This window comes from Cellulomonas chitinilytica (genome assembly GCF_016862675.1).
Classification (GTDB): domain Bacteria; phylum Actinomycetota; class Actinomycetes; order Actinomycetales; family Cellulomonadaceae; genus Cellulomonas; species Cellulomonas chitinilytica.
Window position 1 is genome coordinate 1 of sequence record NZ_BONK01000011.1, and the last position, 23,005, is coordinate 23,005.

Annotated in this window: 13 protein-coding genes; 3 read left to right on the forward strand and 10 right to left on the reverse strand. The window is 72.8% G+C overall.

Features of this window, described 5'->3' with window-relative positions; genetic code table 11:
• Nucleotides 1-362: 362 nt before the first annotated feature.
• The 6 genes from glgB to Cch01nite_RS15380 all read right to left on the reverse strand — a co-directional run bounded on the left by glgB (nucleotide 363) and on the right by Cch01nite_RS15380 (nucleotide 9,617).
• Nucleotides 363-2,606, reverse strand: a complete 2,244-nt coding sequence (glgB, locus tag Cch01nite_RS15355; protein ID WP_203756931.1) for a 1,4-alpha-glucan branching protein GlgB — start codon at nucleotides 2,604-2,606, stop codon at nucleotides 363-365.
• 335 nt (nucleotides 2,607-2,941) lie between these two features.
• Entirely contained in the window at nucleotides 2,942-3,796 is an 855-nt protein-coding gene (locus tag Cch01nite_RS15360; RefSeq protein ID WP_239070728.1) for a LacI family DNA-binding transcriptional regulator, read from the reverse strand.
• A gap of 31 nt (nucleotides 3,797-3,827) precedes the next feature.
• Entirely contained in the window at nucleotides 3,828-6,434 is a 2,607-nt protein-coding gene (locus Cch01nite_RS15365; RefSeq protein WP_239070732.1) for a glycoside hydrolase family 2 protein, read from the reverse strand.
• A 53-nt stretch (nucleotides 6,435-6,487) separates the two neighbouring features.
• Nucleotides 6,488-7,309, reverse strand: coding sequence for a carbohydrate ABC transporter permease (locus tag Cch01nite_RS15370; RefSeq protein ID WP_203756933.1), 822 nt, complete (start codon nucleotides 7,307-7,309; stop codon nucleotides 6,488-6,490).
• Nucleotides 7,306-8,274: a carbohydrate ABC transporter permease gene (locus Cch01nite_RS15375; protein WP_203756935.1), complete on the reverse strand. Its 969-nt coding sequence runs from the start codon at nucleotides 8,272-8,274 to the stop codon at nucleotides 7,306-7,308. Before Cch01nite_RS15375 ends, Cch01nite_RS15370 begins: the two co-directional genes overlap by 4 nt.
• A gap of 11 nt (nucleotides 8,275-8,285) precedes the next feature.
• Complete coding sequence (locus Cch01nite_RS15380; protein ID WP_203756937.1) at nucleotides 8,286-9,617, reverse strand: ABC transporter substrate-binding protein; 1,332 nt, start codon at nucleotides 9,615-9,617, stop codon at nucleotides 8,286-8,288.
• Between the two features lie 201 nt (nucleotides 9,618-9,818).
• Here Cch01nite_RS15380 and Cch01nite_RS15385 point away from each other — a divergent pair, with 201 nt between their 5' ends.
• Complete coding sequence (locus Cch01nite_RS15385) at nucleotides 9,819-11,057, forward strand: ROK family transcriptional regulator (protein ID WP_203756939.1); 1,239 nt, start codon at nucleotides 9,819-9,821, stop codon at nucleotides 11,055-11,057.
• 29 nt (nucleotides 11,058-11,086) lie between these two features.
• Here Cch01nite_RS15385 and Cch01nite_RS15390 read toward each other — a convergent pair whose 3' ends face one another.
• The 3 genes from Cch01nite_RS15390 to Cch01nite_RS15400 are packed head-to-tail and all read right to left on the reverse strand — an operon-like array spanning nucleotide 11,087 to nucleotide 16,364.
• Nucleotides 11,087-12,376: a maltokinase N-terminal cap-like domain-containing protein gene (locus Cch01nite_RS15390; RefSeq protein ID WP_203756941.1), complete on the reverse strand. Its 1,290-nt coding sequence runs from the start codon at nucleotides 12,374-12,376 to the stop codon at nucleotides 11,087-11,089.
• Entirely contained in the window at nucleotides 12,373-14,121 is a 1,749-nt protein-coding gene (gene treS / locus Cch01nite_RS15395; protein WP_373309951.1) for a maltose alpha-D-glucosyltransferase, read from the reverse strand. The genes Cch01nite_RS15390 and treS overlap by 4 nt, the downstream gene beginning before the upstream one ends.
• A 26-nt stretch (nucleotides 14,122-14,147) precedes the next feature.
• On the reverse strand, nucleotides 14,148-16,364 hold the full coding sequence (locus tag Cch01nite_RS15400; RefSeq protein ID WP_239070741.1) for an alpha-1,4-glucan--maltose-1-phosphate maltosyltransferase: 2,217 nt from the start codon (nucleotides 16,362-16,364) through the stop codon (nucleotides 14,148-14,150).
• Between the two features lie 103 nt (nucleotides 16,365-16,467).
• On the opposite strand from Cch01nite_RS15400, the gene glgP reads away from it, so the two are divergent.
• A complete protein-coding gene (glgP, locus tag Cch01nite_RS15405; RefSeq protein WP_203756953.1) occupies nucleotides 16,468-19,041 on the forward strand; it encodes an alpha-glucan family phosphorylase in 2,574 nt (857 codons plus the stop codon).
• A 41-nt stretch (nucleotides 19,042-19,082) separates the two neighbouring features.
• On the forward strand, nucleotides 19,083-20,738 hold the full coding sequence (locus Cch01nite_RS15410; protein ID WP_203756955.1) for an FAD-binding dehydrogenase: 1,656 nt from the start codon (nucleotides 19,083-19,085) through the stop codon (nucleotides 20,736-20,738).
• A gap of 18 nt (nucleotides 20,739-20,756) precedes the next feature.
• Here the strand turns inward: Cch01nite_RS15410 and glgX are convergent, their stop codons facing one another.
• Nucleotides 20,757-22,958: a glycogen debranching protein GlgX gene (gene glgX, locus Cch01nite_RS15415; RefSeq protein WP_239070745.1), complete on the reverse strand. Its 2,202-nt coding sequence runs from the start codon at nucleotides 22,956-22,958 to the stop codon at nucleotides 20,757-20,759.
• Nucleotides 22,959-23,005: the final 47 nt, after the last annotated feature.

Genomic DNA, 23,005 nt, shown 5'->3' on the forward strand with positions numbered 1-23,005 from the left:
CCCGGGAATCGGCATTTCCATCGGCGTCGCCGCTGCTACTCGCGGGGCGGTGACGACGTGGAACACGGCCTGGGTCCCCTGACCGGGGACTTCGCGCATCGGCGTGGCCTGCATCGAAGGCCTCCGGACGCAGGCGGAAGTGGTGGTCCGGGTGCTGTGCCGTCACTTGTAGGACGGGGCAGGGGTGGGGCCAAGGTGTTCTCGCTCATCCGGACAGTCGCGTCGGGCGTGGTGAGTGTCTGGGCGTCAGTTTCGAGCGGCGAGGCAAGCTTGACGAGACCGACGGGCACGAGAAACCCCGGCGGGCGCGGTGTGCGCGAGCTCGGCGGAGGTGGCGGAGAACGGTCCGGGCGTCGGGTTCGTCAGGCAGGTCCGGTCGAGGCGGTGGTGCCGGAGGGGTCGGTGGAGTCGGCGGAGTCGGCGGGGTCGGCGACGAAGAGGACGGCGCCGAGAGGCGGGATCCGCACCGCTGCGGAATACGGCCGGCTGTAGTGCGGCTGCGCCTCGGCGTGGATCTCACCGAGGTTGCCGACCCCCGAGCCGCCGTAGGCGACGGCGTCGGAGTTGTACGCCTCCCGCCAGCGGCCGCCGCTCGGCAGCGCCAGGCGGTAGGCCTCGTGCGGGATGCCGGAGAAGTTGACGACGACGGCGACGTCGGGGACGTCGACCCCCTTGCGCAGGTACGCGAGGAGGTTGTGGTCGGCGTCGTCCGAGTCGATCCACTCGAAGCCGTCGGGTGTGTGGTCCAGCTGCCAGAGGGCGGGCGTCTCGCGGTAGAGCGCGTTGAGGTCGCGGAGCGCGTCCCAGACACCGTGGTGGCTGGCGTCGAAGTCGAGGGCGCCCCAGTCGATCGACTGGCCCTCGGCCCACTCCGTGCGCTGCGCGAACTCGCTGCCCATGAAGAGCAGCTGCTTGCCGGGGTGGGTCCACTGGTAGGCGAGCAGGAGCCGGACGCCGGCGAGCTTCTGCCAGTGGTCCCCGGGCATGCGGCCGTACAGCGATCCCTTCCCATGGACCACCTCGTCGTGGCTGATGGGCAGGATGAAGCGCTCGGAGTAGGCGTAGACCATCGAGAACGTGATCTCGTGGTGGTGGTAGCGGCGGTGGATCGGCTGCTCGGCGAGGTAGCGGAGCGTGTCGTTCATCCAGCCCATGTTCCACTTCAGGCCGAAGCCGAGGCCGTCGGTGTCGGTGGGGGCGGTGACGCCGGGCCACGCGGTGGACTCCTCGGCGATCATCATCGTGCCGGGGGCGCGACGGTAGGCCGTGGCGTTGGCCTCCTGGAGGAACGAGATGGCCTCGAGGTTCTCGCGGCCGCCGTACTTGTTCGGGCGCCACTGGCCGGGCCGGCGGGAGTAGTCGAGGTAGAGCATCGAGGCGACGGCGTCGACCCGCAGGGCGTCGACGTGGAACACCTCGAGCCAGTAGATGGCGTTGGCGACGAGGAAGTTGCGGACCTCGACGCGGCCGAAGTTGAAGACATACGTGCCCCAGTCGGGGTGCTCACCGAGCAGCGGGTCCGGGTGCTCGTACAGCGAGGTGCCGTCGAAGTGGGCCAGCGACCACTCGTCCTTCGGGAAGTGCGCGGGCACCCAGTCGACGATGACGCCGATGCCTGCGCGGTGCAGGGTGTCGACGAGGTAGCGGAAGTCGTCGGGGTGGCCGAACCGGGACGTCGGCGCGAAGTACGACGAGACCTGGTACCCCCAGGAGCCGCCGAACGGGTGCTCGGCGACGGGCAGGAACTCGACGTGCGTGAACCCGAGGGCCAGGACGTACTCGGTGAGCTGGCTGGCGAGCTCGCGGTAGGACAGGCCCTGCCGCCACGACCCGAGGTGCACCTCGTAGATGCTCATGGGGCCGGTGTGCGGGTCGCGTTGCGCCCGGGCGGTCATCCATTCGTCGTCCGACCACTCGAAACGGGACTCGATGACGACCGAGGCGGTGGCGGGCGGTACCTCCGTGCCCTGCGCGAGCGGGTCGGCCTTCTGCCGCCACGAGCCGTCCTGACCGAGGACCTCGAACTTGTACCGGGCCCCGGCGGTCACGTCGGGCGCGAAGACCTCCCAGACGCCGCTGTCGCCGAGCGAGCGCATCGCGTGGACGGCGCCCTGCCAGTGGTTGAAGTCGCCGACGACCCGGACCGCGCGGGCGCTCGGCGCCCAGACGGCGAACGACGTGCCGTGCACCTCGCCGAGCACACCGGCGTAGGAGCGGACGTTCGCGCCGAGCACCGTCCAGAGCTGCTCGTGGCGGCCCTCGCGGATGAGGTGACGGTCGAGCTCCTGCACCGTGGGCAGGAAGCGGTACGGGTCGTCGACGAGGGTCGCGTGGCCGCCGTACGTGACCTCGATGCGGTAGTCAGGGACGTCGGTGCCGGAGAGGACCGCGACCCAGATGCCGTCCTGCTCGTGCCGTGCGGCGACGCGCGTGTCGGGCGTGATGACGACGACCTTCTCCGCGAGCGGGCGCAGCGTGCGGATCGTCACGCCGCCGTCGCCGACATGCGGCCCGAGGATGCCGTGCGGGTCGTAGTGGGCGCCCTCGGCGACGGTGCGCAGGGTGTCGGGATCGACGGGGACCGGGGAGGGCGCGGCCTGGTTCATCCCCCTACCCAACCACCCGGAGGGGGACCGTGCAGTCGGACCTGCCGACGAATGCGCCGGTCATCGCGCGCGAGGGCCGCGGGAGGGCCGGGTGGGAGGGCCGGGTGCGAGGTCGCGTGCGAGGTCGGGTTCGAGGGCGCGTGCGAGGGCCGCGTGACAGGGGTGCACGCCAGGGCCGGCCGAGAGGTCGGCGCGCGGGTCTGGGCGTGAGGCGACGACGAAGCCGGGGCGCGGGCCGGCACGCGGGCATGGGCGGGAGGCGGTGACGAGGCCGGGCGCGGGCGGGCACGTGCGCGCACGAGGCCGGGTGCGCGGCGCGCGAGGAGCAGGTGCTGTCAGGCGGGCGGGCGCTGGGCCGGGGCGGTGCTGCCGCGCGAGATGAGGCGGGGGAGAGGAGCGGTCGACGACACGACCGTTCCGGACGCGAGGAGGTTGAGCACCGAGTCGGCGACCTGCACGCCCATGCCGTGCACGTCGAGGCTCATGGCCGACAGCTGTGGGTGGGACAGGCGGCACAGCGCGGAGTCGTCCCACGCCAGCAGGGACAGCTGATCGGGGACGGCGATGCCGAGCTCGGCGGCGACCCGCAGCCCTGCGACGGCCATCACGTCGTTGTCGTAGATGATGGCGGACGGTGCGGAGCCGCGGCCGAGGAGGGTCCGGGTCGCCCGGACGGCGGACTCCTCGCCGTAGTCGCCCTCGAGCACGCTGCCCTGCGCGCCCAGGCGGGTGCACTCGGTGACGAAGGCCTCGGTGCGGGCCTGGGTGTGTGCGAGCGAGTGGGGTCCGGAGACGCGGCCGAGCCGGACGTGCCCGAGCCCGACGAGATGGCCGACCGCGTCGCGCATCGCCTGGGCGTTGTCGATCCACACGTTGGACACGGGCATCTCGCGGGTCGGCCCGCCGACGACGACCGTCGGGATGCCGAGCTCGAGGAGGACGTCGAGGCGGGCGTCCTCGACCTCGAGGTTCACGACGACGACGGCGTCGACGAGCTTGCCCTCGCCCCACCGGCGGTATGCGCGGATCTCCGCCTCGTGGTCCGGCACGACGTGCAGGAGCAGCGAGCGGCCCTCGGTGGCGATGGACTCCTCGATGCCGGCGATGAGCTCCATGAAGAAGGGCTCGAGCCCCAGCATGCGGGCAGGCCGGGCGAGGACCAGGCCGACCGCGTCCATCCCTTGCGTCACGTCCGCCAGCGTAGTGGCGGGGTGTCGCAGGTCAGCGCGGAGACTGGGTGAGGTCACGCGCGGCGCCGGTGGGCGGGGACGGCGGGGTCGACGACGGGGTCGACGACGGTGTGGGCGACGGCGTGGACGACGGGCTCGGCGTCGGCTCGGCCGCGACGACGACGTCGTTCGCCGTGCGCAGGACGGGGTACCGGGTGAGCGCGTCCGGGTCGAACCGGCCCTGCGTGCGGACGTGGAAGCTCACCGACGTCCCCGCCGGGACGTCGACGACCGCGTCGTCGACGACGGCGGACGGGTCGAGCCGGTCCACGAGCAGCGTGACCGCGCGGGCGAGCGACGTGGCGTGCACGTCGACCCGGAAGCCGTCCTGCACCGGGCTGACCGTGGCGCGCACGGGCTGCGGGTCGAGCCGCAGGTCGACGTCCTCGACCCACGTGTGCACGGTCGTCACGTCGCCGAGCCGGGCGACGAGAGCCTCGCCCGCCACGTCGTCCGGGACGGCCACGCCGTCGGGCAGCGCGAACAGCCCGACCGACCAGGCACCGACCGCGAGGCCGAGGTCCACGCCGGAGACGACGGCGCCGTCGAGCCGCTGCCGGGACACGTGGACGACGCCCTGCCAGATGGCGGCCGTGTCGTTGACGACGGCGAGCATGAGCCGGCCGTCGCGCGGCTGCACGGTGATCGTCCGCGGCCGGTAGGCGTGCTCGAGGGCGTACCAGAGCGGCTTGGGTCGCTCGTCGCCGTCGATCGCGGCCCACGACGTCACGGGCCAGCAGTCGTTGAGCTGCCACACGATCGAGCCCGCCGTCCGCGGCCACCACGAGCGGTAGTGCTCGATCGCGAACTGCACGGCACGCGCCTGGTTGAGCTGCGTGGCCCAGTGCCAGTCGACGAAGGCGTCGGGCACGCCGAGGTGCGGGGTGAGCCCCCGGTCGAGCTTGCCGTTGCCGTCGTCCGCCTTCTGGTGCAGGAGGAACGCCGGGTCCGTCTTGGTCAGCTCGTCCCCGGCGACCGGGTGCACCGCGCGGGTGAGCGTGGCCCACGTCGGCGGGCCCTGGAAGCCGAACTCCGAGCAGAACCGCGGCACCTCGTCGCCGTACACGGTCCAGTCGACGCGGTTCCACACCTCCCACTGGTGGTGAGTGCCGTGGTCGGGGTCGTTGGGGTGGACCTCGTCGAGCGCGAAGCCGGGGGAGTACGGCGACCCGTCGGCGTACGGGCGGGTCGGGTCGAGCTCGGCGACCACGTCGCGCAGCAGCTCGGTCGCGTACCGCAGGCCCCACGTGCGGCCGTCGAGCTCCTGCGGCCAGCCCCAGTCCATGAAGCCCCACAGGTTCTCGTTGCCGCCGTTCCACAGCACGAGCGACGGGTGCGGGGTGAGCCGGCCGACGTGCTCGCGGGCCTCGGCCTCCAGCTCGTCCCAGATCGGCTGCTCCTCGGGGTACGCGGCGCACGCGAGCAGGAAGTCCTGCCAGACGAGGACGCCGCGCTCGTCGCACAGCTCGTAGAAGTCCTCCGACTCGTAGATGCCGCCGCCCCACACGCGCAGGAGGTTGAGGTGGGCGTCGACCGCCTGGTCGATGCGGTGCGCGAGCCGTTCGCGGGTGATCCGGGTGAGCAGGTGGTCGTCGGGGATCCAGTTGGCGCCCTTGACGAAGATCGGCCGGCCGTTGACGCGGAACGTGAACGGGGTGCCGTCGTCGTCGGGGGTCGTGTCGAGCTCGACCGTGCGGAAGCCGATGCGCCGCGTCCACGTGTCCAGGGCGGCGGCCGGCCGCTCGGCTGCGGGGTCGACGAGCGTCACCGCGAGCTCGGACAGCGGCTGCGCGCCGTGCCCGACGGGCCACCACAGCTCGGCGTGGGGGACCTCGAGGGCGAGCACACCGGTCGAGGTCCCCGCGCTCAGCGTCACCGCGGCCTCGGCGCCCGCGACCCTCGCACGTACCACGAGCGGCACGTCCGACCCGGGGAGCCCCGAGCGCTCCACGTCGACGTGCACGGCGACATGACCGGTGCCCTCGCCGTCGACCGTCACGCGCGGACGCACCGCCGCGAGGCGGGCCACCCGCCAGCGCTCCACCCGGGCGGGCCGCCACAGCCCCGCCGTCTGCAGGTCCGGTCCCCAGTCCCAGCCGAACGAGCACGCCATCTTGCGGACCATGTTGTACGGCTGCGGGTAGGGCGACGGGCGGGAGCCGAGGCGCGCGGCCTCCTCCTCGGCGTGCTCCAGGGCCGATCGCAGGGCGACGCGGAGCCGCTGCGTGGTCGGGCGGACGAGGTCGCGCACGTCGAACCGGTACGACCGGTGCATGTTCGCGGTCCGGCCGAGCACGTGGTCGTCGAGCGTGATCGTCGCGACCGTGTCGACGCCGTCGAGCACCAGGTCGACGCGCTCGTCGGGTGCGGGTGCCGCGAGGTGGAGGTCACGCTCGTACACCCAGTCGGTGCGGCGCATCCACGCCAGCGCCTCCTCGTGCCGGTCGACGTACGGGTCCGGGATCAGGCCGGCGTCCAGGAGGGCGGTGTGGCTGGTGCCCGGCACGTGGGTGCGGATCCGGCGGCCGAGGAGGTCGGCCGGGACCGGCCCGGCGACGGCCGCGACCGTCCAGCCGTCGTACAGGTCCTGCGTGTTCATGGGAGGTGCTCCAGCTTCGTGGGGCCGAGGTGCTGTGCCGATGACGTCGTGGACTACTTCGTGGCCCCTTGCGTGAACCCGTTGTAGATGTACCGCTGCAGGAACAGGAAGAGCACGAGGATCGGGATGATCGTGATCACGACGCACGCGCAGATGGCTTCCCACTGCGAGCCGTACGGTCCCTTGAACGCGAACAGCGCCGTGGAGATCGGCAGCTTGTCCGGGTCGTTGAGGTAGAGGTACGGCAGGAAGAACTCGTTGTAGATGCCGATGCCCTTGATGATCACCACGGTGGCGATCGCGGGCCTCAGGTTGGGCAGGATGATCTGGAAGAAGATCCGCAGGTGCCCGGCGCCCTCGATCATCGCGGCCTCGTCGAGCGAGCGCGGGATGCTGCGCATGAACTGCAGGAAGATGTAGATCGAGACGATGTCCGTGCCCATGAACAGCAGGATCAGCGCCCAGCGCGAGCCGTAGAGCCCGAGGCCGTTGATGATCTGGAACGTCGCGACCTGCGTCGTCACGCCCGGGACGAGCGTCGCCAGCAGGAAGAGCAGGAGCACGATGGTGCGGCCCTTGAACCGGAAGCGGTCGAGCGCGTACGCCGTCGCCGCCCCGATGAGGATCGTGCCGGCGATGGCCGCGACGAAGATCAGCGCGGTGTTGAAGAAGGCCAGCGCCATGCCGCCCTTCGTGAACGCCAGGACGTAGTTGTCGACGTTGAACCAGTCGGCGGGCGGCTGGAACGGGTTCGTCGAGAGGAACTCCTGGTTCGTCTTGAACGACCCGAACAGGATGAGCCCGAGCGGCAGCAGCGTGACGATCGAGGCGACGACGAGGGTCGTGTACTTGGCGGTGACCGCGGCGACCTTCACGTGAGATCCACCTCCTCCTCGGGGACGAGCCTGCGCTGGATCCAGGTGACCAGCAGGACGAAGACCAGCAGCACGACGGCCATGGCGGACGCGAGCCCGACGGTGTTGCGCTGGAAGGCCATCCAGACGGTCCGGATGACGAACGTCTCCGTCCCGTTGGCGCCGTTCGTCATGACGAAGGGGATCTCGAAGACCGACAGGGAGCCGGAGATGCCGAGGATGAAGGCGAGTCCGACGATCGGCCGGATGGACGGCAGGATGATCGACCAGAACTCGTGCCAGCGGTTCGCGCCGTCGAGCGCCGCCGCCTCGTAGATCTCGGAGTTGATGGACTGGATCGCGCCCAGGAACATCACGAACGTGAGACCCGTGTACCGCCAGACGGAGACGGCCGCGAGCGAGTAGTTCGCGATGTCCGGGTCGCCCGTCCACTGGTGGACGAGGCTCTCCAGACCGGTCTTCATCAGGACGGTGTCCAGGCCGCCGCCCGGCTTGAGGAAGTTGAGGAAGATCAGGCCGATCGCGACGCCGTTGATGAGGTACGGGAAGAACAGGATGCCCTTCCACATGTTCTTGAACCGGACCTTGAACGACAGGATCGTCGCGAAGTAGAGCGCGAGCGCCATCTGCACCAACGAGCCGACGACGTAGTACAGCGAGACGTAGAAGACCCGCAGGTTGTCGGGGTCGGTGAAGACCTCGACGTAGTTGTCCAGCCCGACGAAGGCTTTGTGCTTGTCCAAACCGTCCCAGTCGGTCACCGAGTACCAGAACATGTTGACGACGGGCGTGTACGTCAGGAGCAGCAGCAGGCCGACCGGGACGAGCAGGAACAGGTAGGGCGTGAGCCGGCGGTACCACGCCGAGCGGCGGCCCGCCCCACCCGGGGTACGGGTGGGGCGGGCCACGTCAGGCTCGGACGCGGCCGCGATCATCGGGCCGAGGCCCGTGGGTGCGGACGTCATGGCGCGTGACCTCAGGCGCCGGCGTCCGCGCGGCCCTCGGCCCACTTGCCGTTGAGGTCGTCGAAGATCTGCTCCTTCGTGCGGGCACCGGAGCGGGCGTCGTCGATGATCTGCAGGCGGTACTTCGGGTCGGTCGTGACGATGCCGGACGCGGTGTCGATGTCCGCGAACAGCGACTCCTTGCCCGCGGGCGCGGGGTTCATCGTGATCATCTCGACCTGCGACATGAAGCTCTCGAGCGCGGCCGGGACGGCGCCGTCGATGAGCGGGGACAGGCCGACCTGCGACTCGGAGTAGCCCGAGTCGTGGTTGAACCAGTCGATCCACGCACGCGCGGTCGCCTTGTTCTTCGAGTGCACGTTGATGCCGAGGTTGTAGTCGCCGCCGGCCACGGTGTGGAACTTGCCGTCGACCTGGACCGGGACGGGCATGTAGGCGATGTCCGCCGGGTCGGCACCCGCGTCCTTCGCGGCCGCGGCCATCTGCGGGATCGCCCACGAGCCGAGCGCCATGGTGGCGATGTCGCCGACGCCGATCTGGCGCTTGGACCCCTCCCAGTCGGTGGTGGTCGGGTCCGCCTCGGTGAGGCCCTGCTTGACGGCGTCGTAGATCGTGCCGTCGATGACGCCGTAGTCGGAGTCCGGGGTCCACGGGGTGTCCGTCTGCGTCATCTCGTTGAGGGCGTCGGGGTCGGCCGTGACCGCTCCCCGCCAGCCGTCCCACTGCGACAGCGCCCAGGAGTCCTTGTAGTTCGTGTAGAGCGGCGCGACCTTGGCGACGCCCTTGTCCTTGATGGTCTGCAGGTCGTCGAGGAACTCCTGCGGGGTGGTCGGGAACTCGGTGATCCCGGCCTCCTCCCACACGCGCTTGTTGTAGAGGATGCCCTGGACGTTGCCGACGACGGGGATGCCGTAGGACTTGCCGTCGAAGGACTTGTCGTTGAGCCAGCGGTAGTCCTTCTCCATCTCGGCCTGGTCGCCGAGCGGCTCGAAGAAGTCGGGGAGCTGGTCGGGGGTGACCGAGCCGGGGATGGCGAGGACGTCGCCGTAGTCGTCGGTGTTCATCCGGGTCTTGACGGTGCCCTCGTAGTCCTTGACGCCCTCGACCTTGACGTCCGTGACTTCGGGGTACTTCTTCTTGAACTCCGTGACGTACGTGTCGAACGTGCCGTCCTCGACGAGGTCGGTGCGCCACGTCAGGACGGAGATCTTCCCCGAGGGGGTGCCGTCGGCGTTGCCGCTGCTGTCGTCGCCGCTGCCGCTGCCGCCCGAGCACGCTGCGGTGAGGGCGAGGACCGTGCCTGCCGCGGCGAGCGCGAGCAGTCGTCGCTTCTGAGGGAACATCTGTGATCCTCTCGTCGTCCCGGCACCTCCGCGTGCCGGCCGGGTGGAGGGGCGTCGTTGCCGGTGGGTCGGGGACCCTGCTCCGTGTGGCATTCTTAAGCAAGTGAACAAAGTAAGTCAACGGGCGTGTCGTGCCAGAAGCGGCCCGTGCCCGGATCGTTATGGTGAGCGCGGCCCGTGCACCGACCGGAGGGAGCACCCGTGAGCCACTCGCAGGCCGGGCTGGGCGCCGCCCACGCGTCGAGCCGCGCCGCGATCCTCGACCTGATCCGCGCCTCCGGCACGATCAGCCGGGTCGAGCTCACCCGTGCGACCGGACTCACGGCAGCCACCATCTCGACGGTGGTCCGGCGGCTCATCGACGACGGCCTCGTCCTCGAGGTCGGTCGCGCCGAGTCGACCGGCGGCAAGCCCCGCATGCTGCTCGAGCTCGACCCGCTGGCCCGCTACGCCGTCGGCGTCCACCTCGACCACGCCGGCATCACCTACGTCATCGCGAACCTCGGCGGCGCGATCGTCGCGCGCTGGAAGCGACCCGGCGCCGGCTCGGACGACCCGCGCGAGGTCGTCGCCCGCATCGGCGGCGAGATCGCCGCGACCGTCGCGCGCGTCGGCGTCGACCCCGCCCGGCTGCTCGGCCTGGGCGTCGTGTCACCCGGACCGATCTCGGCGTTCACCGGCATGACGCTCACGCCGCCCGTCATGCAGGCCTGGACCGAGTTCCCCCTCGCGGCCGCGCTCGAGGACGCCGTCGGGCTGCCCGTGCTGCTCGACAACGACGCCACCGCCGCGGCGATCGGGGAGTACTGGTCCGGCGGCATCACGTCGGGCGCCGCGTTCGCCGCGCTCTACATGGGCACCGGCATCGGCGCGGGCATCATCGTCGACGGCACCGTCTACCGGGGTTCCAGCTCGAACGCCGGCGAGGTCGGCCACATCTGCGTCGACCTCGACGGGCCGCCGTGCTGGTGCGGCAGCGTCGGGTGCGTCGAGGCGCTCGCCGGCCCCGCCGCCGTCGTCGCCGCCGCCCGGGACGCGGGCGTGGAGCTCCCCGGCCGCGGGGTGTCCGAGGACTTCGCCGTGCTCGCGCGGGCCGCCGCGCGCGGTGAGGAGCAGCCCATGCGGATCCTGCGACGGTCCGCCCGCTACGTCGGGGTCGCCGCGCAGACCCTGGCCAACGTGCTCGACCTCGAGCTCGTCGTGCTCACCGGGCCCGCGTTCGCGCTCGCCGGCTCGCTGTACGTCCCGGAGGTCGAACGCCGGCTGGCGCAGTCGTTCTTCGCGCGTGGCAGCCATCCCGTGCGGGTCGCCATCTCGACGAACGCGCCCGAGGCCGCCGCCGTCGGTGCCGCCGCGCTGGTGCTGCAGAGCGAGCTGGCCCCCCGGCAGGCGGGGATGCGGATGCCCGAACGGTCGCTCGAGGTGCCGACCGGGACCTGAGCCGCGCGACGGCTCGCGACGGTGTGGTCTCAGACCGCGCCGAGCAGGCGGTCGAGCCCGGCGAGCGGGATCGGCACCCACGACGGACGGTTGCGCGACTCGTACACGACCTCGTACAGCGTCTTGTCGAGCTCGAGCGCGCGCAGCAGCACCGGGACCTGCTCCTCGTCGGACCCCGCGGCGTAGCCGTCGAGCAGGGCGGCCCGTGCCTCGCCGGTCCAGCGGGTGGCGGCCTCGCCGGTGAGGCCGCCGACCGCGGCCGCGTAGTCGAACGAGCGCAGCATCCCCGCGACGTCCCGCACCGCGAGGTCCGGCCGGGTCCGCTGCTCCAGCGGCGCCGACGGCTCACCCTCGAAGTCCGTGACGAACCAGCGGTCCGTCGAGCGCAGCACCTGGCCGAGGTGCAGGTCGCCGTGCACCCGCTGCCGCGGCGGGGCCGTCGGCAGCGCCCGGACCTGCGCGAGCACCCCGTCCACGGCCGGCGCGAACCGGGCGAGCGACGGGACCGCGGACGTCGCCCACGCGAACCGGCCGGCGAGCGACGCGGCCACCGCGGCCGGGCCGTCCTCGGCGCGCGTCGTCGCGTCCGTGCCGAAGCCGCGCACGAGGGCGGTGTGCATCGTGGCCACCACCTCGCCGAGCTCGGCGGCGAGCGCCGCGAACGACTCCTCGCGCTCGGCGTACCCGCACGCCAGGACGAAGCCGTCCTGCGCCTGCGGCACGAACGCGCTCAGCACGCCGAGGTACCCGTGGGCCGTCGTGCCGTCCGGCGCCGGCCAGTCCGCCTCGACCCAGGCCAGGGGCTCGGGCACGTGCGTCCAGCCGACCTCGACGAGCCGCCGGGGGACCTCGACGTCCGGGTTCTCGCCGGGCTGCAGCGCGCGCAGCACCTTGAGGATCGCGACCGGGCGCTCCGACCCGAGGACCACCGACGTGTTGGACTGCTCGCCGGACACCGCCCGGGCCGTGGCCGGGTCCGCGCCGGTGCCCGGACCGTCGGCGGCCGCGAGCCACGCCTGCACGAACGCCGGGTGCGCGGCGCCGTCCAGCACCACGCGGTCGCCGAGCACGCCCAGCGCGTCGTCGGGCACGTCCGCGCCCACCGGGACGAGCACCAGCGGCACCTGGAGCAGCGCGTCGATCGAGCCGGCCCGCACCCGGACGAGCACGTCCTCGACGCCGTCCGCGAGGGCGCGCCGCTCGACGACCGACAGCGTCGCCTCCGCCCCCTTCGCCGGGTACCAGCGCCGGGCGGGCAGCCACGCGCGCAGCAGCTCGACGAGACCGTCGTCGTCCGCGCGCGCCTGACCGGCCGTCACGGTGCCGTCAGCTCGAGCCAGTAGAAGTCGCGCGAGCCGAGCGTGAAGAACGCCGTGCCCGCGTCGGACACCGTCGCGAACTCCGCGCCGCCGAACACGTCCCGCATCGACCAGCCCGCGAGCTCGGGGAGCTTGAGGGTCGCCGCCCGGGCCGTCGACGCGAGGTTCGCGACGCACAGCAGCTGCTCGTCGCCCGTCGTGCGCAGGAACGCGAGCACCGCGTCGTTGTCCGACGACACCACCTGGAAGTCGCCCCTGCCGAGCGCGGGGTGCCGGCGCCGCACGGTGAGCATGCCGCGGACCCAGTGCAGCAGCGACGTCGGCTGGGCGAGCTGCGCCTCGACGTTCGTGTGGCTGTAGTGGTGCACCAGCGACTGGACGAGCGGCAGGTACAGCTTGCCGGGGTCGGCCGTGGAGAAGCCCGCGTTGCGGTCCGGGGTCCACTGCATCGGGGTGCGGACCGAGTCGCGGTCCGGCAGCCAGATGTTGTCGCCCATGCCGATCTCGTCGCCGTAGTACAGGCAGGGGCTCCCGGGCAGCGAGAGCAGCAGGGCGTGCGCGAGCTCGATCTCCTTGCGGGAGTTGTCGAGCAGCGGGGCCAGCCGGCGGCGGATCCCGACGTTCGCGCGCATCCGGGAGTCCGGCGCGTACCACCCGTACATCGACGCGCGCTCCTCGGTGGACACCATCTCGAGCGTGAGCTCGTCGTGGTTGCGCAGGAAGGTGCTCCACTGGGCGCCGTTGTTCGGGATCGCCGGGGTGTCGGCGAGGATGTCGATGATCTGCGTCGCCCGCTGGTCCCGGATCGCGTAGTAGATGCGCGGCATCACGGGGAAGTGGAAGCACATGTGGCACTCGGGCTCGTCCTCGGTGCCGAAGTAGTGCACCACGTCCTCGGGCCACTGGTTCGCCTCGGCCAGCATGATCCGGCCGGGGAACTCGGCGTCGATCATCGCGCGCAGGTCCCGCAGGAACGCGTGCGTCTCCGGGAGGTTCTCGCAGTTCGTGCCCTCGGCCTCGAACAGGTACGGCACCGCGTCGAGGCGGAACCCGTCGATGCCGAGGCGCAGCCAGAACCGGGTGACGTCCTTCATCGCCTCGACCACGCGCGGGTTCTCGAAGTTGAGGTCCGGCTGGTGGCTGAAGAAGCGGTGCCAGAAGTACTGGCGACGCACGGGGTCGAACGTCCAGTTCGACGTCTCGGTGTCGACGAAGATGATCCGCGCGTCCTGGTAGCGCGTGTTGTCGTCGCTCCACACGTAGAAGTCGCCGTACGGACCCTCCGGGTCGGAGCGCGACGCCTGGAACCACGGGTGCTGGTCGCTCGTGTGGTTCATCACGCAGTCGATGACGATCCGGATGCCGCGCGCGTGCGCCTTCTCGATGAGCTCGGAGAAGTCGGCCACCGTGCCGTACTGCCCGGCGATCGCCGTGTAGTCCGCGACGTCGTAGCCGCCGTCACGCAGGGGGCTCGGGAAGAACGGTGGCAGCCACAGGCAGTCGATGCCCAGCCACTGCAGGTAGTCCAGCCGGTCGATGAGGCCCCGCAGGTCGCCGCTGCCCGCGCCCGTCGCGTCCGAGAAGCAGCGCAGCATGACCTCGTAGAACACGGCCGTGCGGTACCACTCGCGGTCGTCGACGAGGCCGGGGCTCGGCGTGTCCGCGGGGACGGCCGGCTGCCGGCGCGGCGGCAGCGCGGTCAGGGCGATCTGCCCGGTCGTGGGCGCGGGCTCGCGCACGCGCACCGCCGGGAAGGGTGGCTGCTCGGTGCTCACGGCGCGTCCAGCGACACGACGTGGGCCTGGCGCACGCTCGGGTCGAACCGCACGTACACCTGCGACCCCCACGCGTACGTGTCGCCGGACAGCACGTCGCGGGCCACGACGGGCCGGTCGGTCGGCAGGCCGAACGCGGCCAGGTCGAGCTCGACGCCCGCCTCGCGCGTGTTCCACGTGTCGAGGTTCACCACGACGACGACCGTGTCCGGGCGCCCCGTCGGGGAGTGCGCGGCGTCGAGGTGCCGGGAGAACGCGAGCACCGCGGGGTCCGTCGTCGGGTGCACCCGCAGGTTGCGCAGCTGCTGCAGCGCCGGGTGCGCGCGGCGGATGCCGTTGAGCTTGCCCAGCAGCATCGCGATGCCGAACTGGTCGCCGTGCGACCAGTCGCGGGGCTTGAACTCGTACTTCTCGTTGTCGATCTGCTCGTCGACGCCGGGGCGCGGCACGTCCTCGACGAGCTCGTAGCCCGAGTAGACGCCCCACGTCGGCGAGCCCGTCGCCGCGAGCACCGCCCGCACCGCGAAGCCGCGCACACCGGTGGCCTGCAGGTACGGCGGCAGGATGTCGTGCGTCGTCGGCCAGAAGCTCGGCCGCATCCACGCCGCCTGGTCGCCCGAGACCTCCGTGAGGTACTCGGTGATCTCGTCCTTCGTGTTGCGCCACGTGAAGTACGTGTACGACTGGTGGAACCCGATCTTCGCGAGCGTCTGCATCATCGCCGGCTTCGTGAACGCCTCCGACAGGAAGATCACGTCCGGGTGCGCGGCACGCACGTCGGCCAGGAGCCAGGACCAGAAGTCCAGCGGCTTGGTGTGCGGGTTGTCGACGCGGAACAGGGTGACCCCGTGGTCGATCCACACCTGCAGCACGCGCCGGATCTCGTGCGCGATGCCCTCGGGGTCGTTGTCGAAGTTGAGCGGGTAGATGTCCTGGTACTTCTTCGGCGGGTTCTCGGCGTACGCGATCGTGCCGTCCGCGCGCGTCGTGAACCACTCCGGGTGCTGCGTGACCCACGGGTGGTCCGGCGAGCACTGCAGCGCGACGTCGAGCGCCACCTCCAGGCCGAGCCCGCGCGCCGACGCGACGAACGCGTCGAAGTCGTCGAACGTGCCCAGGCTCGGCTCGATCGCGTCGTGGCCGCCCGCCTCCGAGCCGATCGCGTACGGCGAGCCCGGGTCGCCGGGCTGCGCGTCGAGCGAGTTGTTGCGGCCCTTGCGGTACGTGGTCCCGATGGGGTGGATGGGCGTCAGGTAGACGACGTCGAAGCCCATCTCCGCGATCCGGGGCAGCTCCTCGGCCGCCGTGCGCAGCGTCCCGCTCGCCCACCGGCCCGTGTCCGGGTCGAGCCGGGCGCCCTGCGACCGCGGGAACAGCTCGTACCACGCGCCCGCCAGGGCGAGCGGGCGGTCGACGACCAGCGGGTACCGCTCGGACGCCGTCACCATGTCACGCAGGGGCTGCTGCGCGAGCGCGGCACGGACCTCGGCCGACAGCCCGGCCGCGAGTCGGGCGAGCGGGGGGCGCTTCGTGTCGCGCAGCGCGCTCGCCGCGTCGACGAGCACCTGGGCGGCCGTCGGGCCCATCGTCTCCGCGCCCGTCCGGGTCGCCGCCCGGGTCAGCACGCGCGCGCCCTCGGTGAGCATCAGCTCGACGTCGATGCCCGCCTCGACCTTGATCGCCGCGTCGTGCGCCCATGTGCCGAACGGGTCGGACCAGCCCTCCACGCGGAACGTCCACGTGCCCGTCCGGTCCGGGACGACCCAGCCCTCGAAGCGGTCGAGGCCGGGCGCGACGTCGACCATCCGGGTCCGGGCCTGGTCCACGCCGTCCGGGTCGGTCAGCACGGCGGTCGCCGCGACCGCGTCGTGGCCCTCGCGGAACACCGTGGCGCGGACCGGCACGGCCTCGCCGACCACGGCCTTCGCCGGGAAGCGGCCCTCCTCGGCGACGGGGGAGACGTCGACGACCGGGATGCGGCCGATCCGGGGGGCGGCGACGGGGGCCGAGGCGGGGGCGGGGGTCGCGGGCGTCGCAGCGGGCGCCGGAGCGGGTGCCGGACCTGGTGCCGGAGCGGGTGTCGGGGCGTCCGCGGCGGCCTGCGCAGCGGCGTCGGCCGGCACCGACGACGTCGCGCGGCCGGGGGTGGGCTGCGCGGCGCTCGTCCGGCGGGCGGACGTGCCGCGGGCTCGGGACGGAGGGGGAGTCGTCACGTTCCTGAACCTATCCGCACGTCCACCCCCCGGGCATCCGGTGCGCCTGCGCGCCACCTCCCGGCCATCCGGCGCACGCGCGATCTGCGTACTGTCAGGGGGCGTGAGAGCTATCCGCCGGTTCATCGTCCGCACCGTGCTCCCGGACGAGCTCGCGCCCCTCGACGAGCTCGCGCACAACCTGCGCTGGTCGTGGCACGCGCCCACGCGCGACCTGTTCGCCGCGATCGACGCCGAACGGTGGGCGGCCGTCGGCGGCGACCCCGTGGCCCTGCTCGGCGCCCTCGAGCCGGGACGTCTCGCGGCGCTCGCGGCGGACGCGGCGTTCGTCGGCCGCGTCCGCGAGGCCGCGCACGACCTGCACGTCTACCTCACGGCACCGCGGTGGTACCAGCAGCAGCAGTCGGCGCAGCTGCCGCGGGCGGTCGCGTACTTCTCGCCCGAGTACGGCATCACGTCCGTCCTGCCGCAGTACTCGGGCGGGCTCGGCATCCTCGCGGGCGACCACCTCAAGAGCGCGTCCGACCTCGGCGTGCCGCTCGTGGGCGTCGGGCTGCTGTACGGCTCGGGCTACTTCAAGCAGTCGCTCACCCGGGACGGCTGGCAGGTGGAGACGTACCCGGTGCTCGACCCGGACGGCATGCCGCTCACGCTGCTGCGCGAACCGGACGGGTCACCCGCGGTCGTCACCGTCGAGCTGCCCGGCGGCGGCGCCCTGCACGCGCACGTGTGGCGGGCCGCCGTCGGCCGGGTGCCGCTGCTGCTGCTCGACTCGGACGTCCCGGAGAACGACGACGCGGTCCGGCACGTCACCGACCGGCTCTACGGCGGCGGCGGGGAGCACCGGCTGCGTCAGGAGCTGCTGCTCGGCGTCGGTGGCGTGCGGGCGCTGCGTGTGTGGTCGCGCCTGAGCGGTGCCCCGGAGCCGGAGGTCTTCCACACGAACGAGGGCCACGCGGGCTTCCTCGGGGTCGAGCGGATCCGGGAGCTCGTCGCGACCGGTCTCACGTTCGACGAGGCGCTCGAGGCGGTCCGCGCCGCGACGGTCTTCACGACCCACACCCCCGTCCCGGCGGGCATCGACCGGTTCGAGGCGAAGCTCGTCGCGCAGTACTTCGGCGGCGACAACGAGACGCCCGGCGTCCCGGTCGAGCGCGTCCTCGCGCTCGGGGCCGAGGACCACGAGGGCGGCGACCCGCTCGTGTTCAACATGGCCGTCATGGGCCTGCGGCTCGGTGGCCGGGCGAACGGGGTGTCGCTGCTGCACGGCCAGGTGTCCCGGGGCATGTTCGCCGGGCTGTGGCCCGGGTTCGACGACGTCGAGGTGCCGATCGGGTCCGTGACGAACGGCGTGCACGCCCCCACGTGGGTGCACCGGTCGCTCGTCGAGCTCGTGCAGCGGCGGCTGCGGCCGGACGAGGTCGCGTCGGGCAGCGGGTGGCTGCGCACCGGCGCGATCGGCGACGACGAGCTGTGGTCGCTGCGCGGCGCCCTGCGGGCCGAGCTCGTCGCCGAGGCGCGGGTGCGGCTGCGGCGGTCGTGGCTGCGCCGGGGCGCCAGCGCGGCCGAGCTCGGCTGGGTGGACGACGTGCTGTCGCCCGACGTCCTCACCCTCGGGTTCGCCCGGCGCGTGCCCACGTACAAGCGGCTCACGCTCATGCTGCGCGACCCCGACCGGCTGCGCGCCCTGCTCCTGCACCCCGAGCGTCCCGTGCAGCTCGTCGTCGCCGGCAAGTCCCACCCCGACGACGACCAGGGCAAGCGGCTCATCCAGCAGCTCGTGCGGTTCGCGGATGCGCCGGACGTCCGCCACCGCATCGTGTTCCTGCCGAACTACGACATCGCGATGGCCCAGGCGCTGTACCCGGGCTGCGACGTGTGGCTGAACAACCCGCTGCGGCCGCTCGAGGCGTGCGGCACGTCCGGCATGAAGTCGGCGCTCAACGGCGGCCTCAACCTCTCGGTGCTCGACGGCTGGTGGGACGAGTGGTTCGACGGGGAGAACGGCTGGGCCATCCCGACGGCCGACGGCGTCGACGACGTCGACCGCCGCGACGACCTCGAGGCCGCCGCGCTGTACGACCTCGTCGAGCACCAGGTCGCGGCCCGGTTCTACGACCGGGACGACCGAGGGCTGCCCACGCGCTGGCTCGAGATGGTGCGGCACACGCTCGCGACGCTCGGGCCGAAGGTGCAGGCCACCCGCATGGTCGCCGACTACACGCGCTACCTGTACGTGCCGGCGACGGCCGCGGGCCGGGCGCTGGCGGCGTCCGACCACGAGGGTGCCCGCGCGCTCGCGGCATGGAAGGCCCGGGTGCGGGACGCGTGGGAGCACGTGCACGTCGACCACGTGGAGACCGGCGGCATCGGGGAGGTGCCGCAGGTCGGGGACGAGCTGCACGTCAAGGCGTACGTCTCCCTCGGCTCCCTGGACCCGTCCGAGGTCCAGGTGCAGGTCGTGCACGGCCGGGTGACGGAGGCCGACGAGCTCGACGGGTACGCGGTCGACGCGCTGGTGCTCGCCGAGACGTTCGAGGCAGGACGGCACGCGTTCGCCGGGGACGTGCCGCTGCAGCGGTCCGGTCCGTTCGGGTACACCGTCCGGGTGGTGCCACGGCGGGACGGGCTGTCGTCGGCGGCCGAGCTGGCGCTCGTCGCGAACGCGCCCGCCTGACCTCTTCTTGGACGCGCGTCCAACGACGTACAGTCGGCCGCATGACGCACACCCACGACGTCGTGGTCGTCGGCGCGGGCCTCGCCGGCCTGGTCGCCACCGCCGAGCTGCTCGCCGCCGGCCGGCGGGTCACGCTCCTCGACGCGGAGCCCGCGGCCTCCCTCGGCGGTCAGGCCTTCTGGTCGTTCGGGGGCCTGTTCCTCGTCGACTCGCCCGAGCAGCGCCGCCTCGGCATCACGGACTCGGCCGAGCTCGCGCTCGCGGACTGGTTCGGCTCGGCCGCGTTCTCCGACGACGGGTCCGACCGCTGGGGACGCGCGTGGGCCGAGGTGTTCGTCGACTTCGCGGCGGGGGAGCTGCGGCCGTGGCTGCACGGCCAGGGCGTGCGCTGGTTCCCGTTCGTCCAGTGGGCGGAGCGCGGCGGCTACCTCGCGGACGGCCACGGCAACTCGGTGCCCCGGTTCCACGTCACGTGGGGCACCGGCCCGGGGATCCTCGAGCCGTTCGTGCGGGCGCTGCTCGACGCGCGTCGGGCCGGGCTCGCCGACGTGCGGTTCCGGCACCGCGTCACCTCGCTGGTCACCACCGACGGACGGGTCACCGGGGTGCGCGGCGAGGTCCTCGCGCCGTCCGACGTCGAGCGGGCCGTGCCGAGCTCCCGCGAGGTCGTCGAGCCGTTCGAGATCTCCGCGTCCCACGTCGTCGTCGCGACCGGCGGCATCGGCGCGAACCACGACCTCGTCCGCGCGACGTGGCCGGCGGAGGCCGGTCGCCTGCCGCAGCGGATGCTCTCGGGCGTCCCGGACCACGTGGACGGCTCCGGCATCGCCGCGGCCCGGACGGCCGGCGCCGCCGTCGTCCACGAGGACCGCATGTGGCACTACCCCGAGGGCATCACCAACCACTCGCCCGTGTGGTCGCAGCACGGCATCCGGATCCTCGCCGGACCGTCGTCGCTCTGGCTCGACGCCGACGGTCACCGCCTGCCCGTGCCGCTGTTCCCCGGCTTCGACTCCCTCGGCGCCCTTCAGCACATCACCACCCGGGGCGACGACCACTCGTGGTTCGTGCTCGACAAGACGATCCTCGGCTCGGAGTTCGCGCTCTCGGGGTCGGAGCAGAACCCCGACCTCACCGGCCGGAGCGTGCCCCAGCTGCTGCAGCGGGTGCTCCCCGGCGCCGTCGGCCCGGTCGAGGCGTTCGCGGAGCAGTCGGACGAGTTCATCTGGGCCGACACGCCCGCCGAGCTCGCCGCCCGGATGAACGCCCTCACGGGCACGGACCGGATCGACGCGGCCGAGCTCGAGCGGACGATCGTCGCGCGTGACCGGCAGGTCGCCTCCGGCCTCGGCAAGGACCTGCAGGTCACCGCGACCGCGATGTCCCGCAGGTTCGTCGTCGACCGGCTGATCCGCGTCGCGAAGCCGCACCGGCTGCTCGACCCCGCGCACGGGCCGCTGCTCGCGGTCCGGCTGTCCGTGCTCACCCGCAAGACGCTCGGGGGCCTGCACACCGACCTCGAAGGGCGCGTCCTGCGTCCCGACGGCCAGGTGCTGCCGGGCCTGTGGGCGGTCGGCGAGGCGGCCGGCTTCGGCGGCGGCGGCGTGCACGGCCACCGCGCGCTCGAGGGGACGTTCCTCGGCGGCTGCCTGTTCACCGGGCGGACCACCGGCAGGGCGGTCGCGGCGACGCTGTGAACCGGGCCGGCGCGTGGCTCAGCTCTCGAGCACGTAGACGCGCATGCTCAGCGGCTCCATCACGGCCGGGTCGCCGGACTCGGCGTGCAGCCCGTTCGCGATCGCCGCGGCCCGCTCGTCGCCGGGGCTCTCCCACACGGAGTCCCACGCCAGCCGCCAGCGGCCCGGGTGCCCGTCGCCGAGCACCACGTCGACCGCGTCGAGCGCCCCGTTGATGACCAGGAGCACGGTGTCGACGTCGGGGGGAGCCGCGGTCCGCACCATCTGCAGCGTCCGCACCGACGGGTCGTGCCAGCGCGCGTGGTCGAACGGCGCACCGTCGGCGTCGAACCACGCGAGGTCCTCACGGCGGCCCGGCAGCACCGGCCGGCCCGCGTAGAAGTGCTCGGTGCGCAGCGCGGGGTGCTCCCGGCGCAGCGTGAGCAGCCACCGGGCGGTCGCGAGCAGGTCGTGCCGCCACGTCGACAGGTCCCAGCTCACCCACGACAGCTCGTTGTCCTGGCAGTACGCGTTGTTGTTCCCGCGCTGCGTGCGTCCCATCTCGTCGCCCGCGGTGATCATCGGGGTCCCGGCGGCCAGGACGAGCGTCGCGAGCAGGTTCCGGATCGAGCGCCGACGCAGCGGCACGATGTCCGCGCCCGGCGAGTCCCGGGCGACGGGACCCTCGAGGCCGTGGTTCCACGACCGGTTGTCGTCGCTGCCGTCCCGGTTCTGCTCGCCGTTCGCGGCGTTGTGCTTGTGGTCGTACGCGACGAGGTCGGCGAGCGTGAAGCCGTCGTGCGCCGTCACGTAGTTGACGCTCGCGACGGGTCCGCGGGCCAGCGGCGGGTCCGAGTGCCCGAACAGGTCGACGGACCCCGACAGCCGCGTCGCGAGGTCCCGGACCCGGTGACCGGGCAGGCCGTGCGCCGCCCGCGCCGGGTCGGCCAGCCAGAACGACCGGGCGGCGTTGCGGAACCGGTCGTTCCACTCGCCCCACGGCAGCCCGAACTGCCCCGTCCGCCACCCGCCCGGACCCACGTCCCAGGGCTCGGCGATGAGCTTGAGCGCGTGCAGGCTCGGGTCGGTGCGGGCCGCGACGAGCACAGGGTGGTGCGGGTTGAACCCCGCCGCGTCCCGGCCGAGCGTCACCGCCAGGTCGAACCGGAAGCCGTCGACACCGACGACGTCGGCCCAGTACCGCAGCGAGTCGAGGGTGAGCCGGGTGACCTCGCTGCGGCGGAAGTCGAGCGAGTTGCCCGTGCCGGTGACGTCCGCGAGCGCGGCCGGCACGGACCCGTCGTGCGCGTAGTACAGCGGGTTGTCGAGGCCGCGGAACGCCACGTGCTGGCCGGGGAGGCCCCCTTCGCACGTGTGGTTGTAGACGACGTCGAGCAGCACCTCGATGCCCGCCTCGTGCAGCGTGTGCACCGCGGCCCGGACCTCGTCGAGCACCGCCGCCGGCCCGCCGTCCTGAGCCAGCCTCGTCGCGTAGGCGGCGTGCGGCGCGAAGAAGCCGAGCGTGCTGTAGCCCCAGTAGTTGGTCAGCCCCTTCGCGACGAGGTGCGGCTCGGAGGCGAACGCGTGCACGGGCAGCAGCTCGATCGCGGTGACGCCGAGCCCGAGCAGGTGGTCGATGACGGCCCGGTGCGCGAGGCCCGCGTACGTGCCGCGGAGCCGGGGCGGGACACCGGGGTGCAGCTGCGTGAGGCCGCGCACGTGCGCCTCGTAGACCACGGTCCGCGACCACGGGTGCCACGGCCGGTTCGCGGCCGGGTCGGGGCCGGGCAGCGCGCGCGTGTCGACGACGACCGAGTACGGCACGTGCCCGGCGGAGTCGCGCGGGTCGGCGGGCCCGTACGGGTCGCCCGCGAGGTCGGGGCCGACGACGTGCCCGTACGTCTCGGGTCCGTACGCCACCTCGCCGTCGAGCCCGCGCGCGTACGGGTCGACGAGCAGCTTGGCCGGGTTGTACCGCAGCCCCTGCTCCGGCTTCCACGGCCCGTGCGCGCGGAAGCCGTACCGCTGGCCGGGCCGGATGCCCGGGACGGACGCGCTGAAGACGCCGTGCGCGGGTCCGTGCAGCGTGATGCTCCGCTCGCGCGGTGCGTCCGCCGGTCCGTCGAACAGGCACAGCTCGACCGCGGTGGCGTGCGAGGCGAGGACGGCGACGTCCACGCCCTCGTCCGTGACGTGGACGCCGAGCCGCGGCGGTCGTCTGCGGGCGGGGGTCGCGTTCACCCCGTCATTGTGGAGGACGGGCGGGCCGCGCGTGGGTCGAGAGCGTT

Bases quoted from the DNA above. Each gene is read 5' to 3' on its own strand.
- glgB (WP_203756931.1), bottom strand. From the start codon at position 2,606: ATGAACCAGGCCGCGCCCTCCCCGGTCCCCGTCGATCCCGACACCCTG.
- Cch01nite_RS15365 (WP_239070732.1), bottom strand. From the start codon at position 6,434: ATGAACACGCAGGACCTGTACGACGGCTGGACGGTCGCGGCCGTCGCC.
- Cch01nite_RS15375 (WP_203756935.1), bottom strand. From the start codon at position 8,274: ATGACGTCCGCACCCACGGGCCTCGGCCCGATGATCGCGGCCGCGTCC.
- Cch01nite_RS15380 (WP_203756937.1), bottom strand. From the start codon at position 9,617: ATGTTCCCTCAGAAGCGACGACTGCTCGCGCTCGCCGCGGCAGGCACG.
- Cch01nite_RS15410 (WP_203756955.1), top strand. From the start codon at position 19,083: ATGACGCACACCCACGACGTCGTGGTCGTCGGCGCGGGCCTCGCCGGC.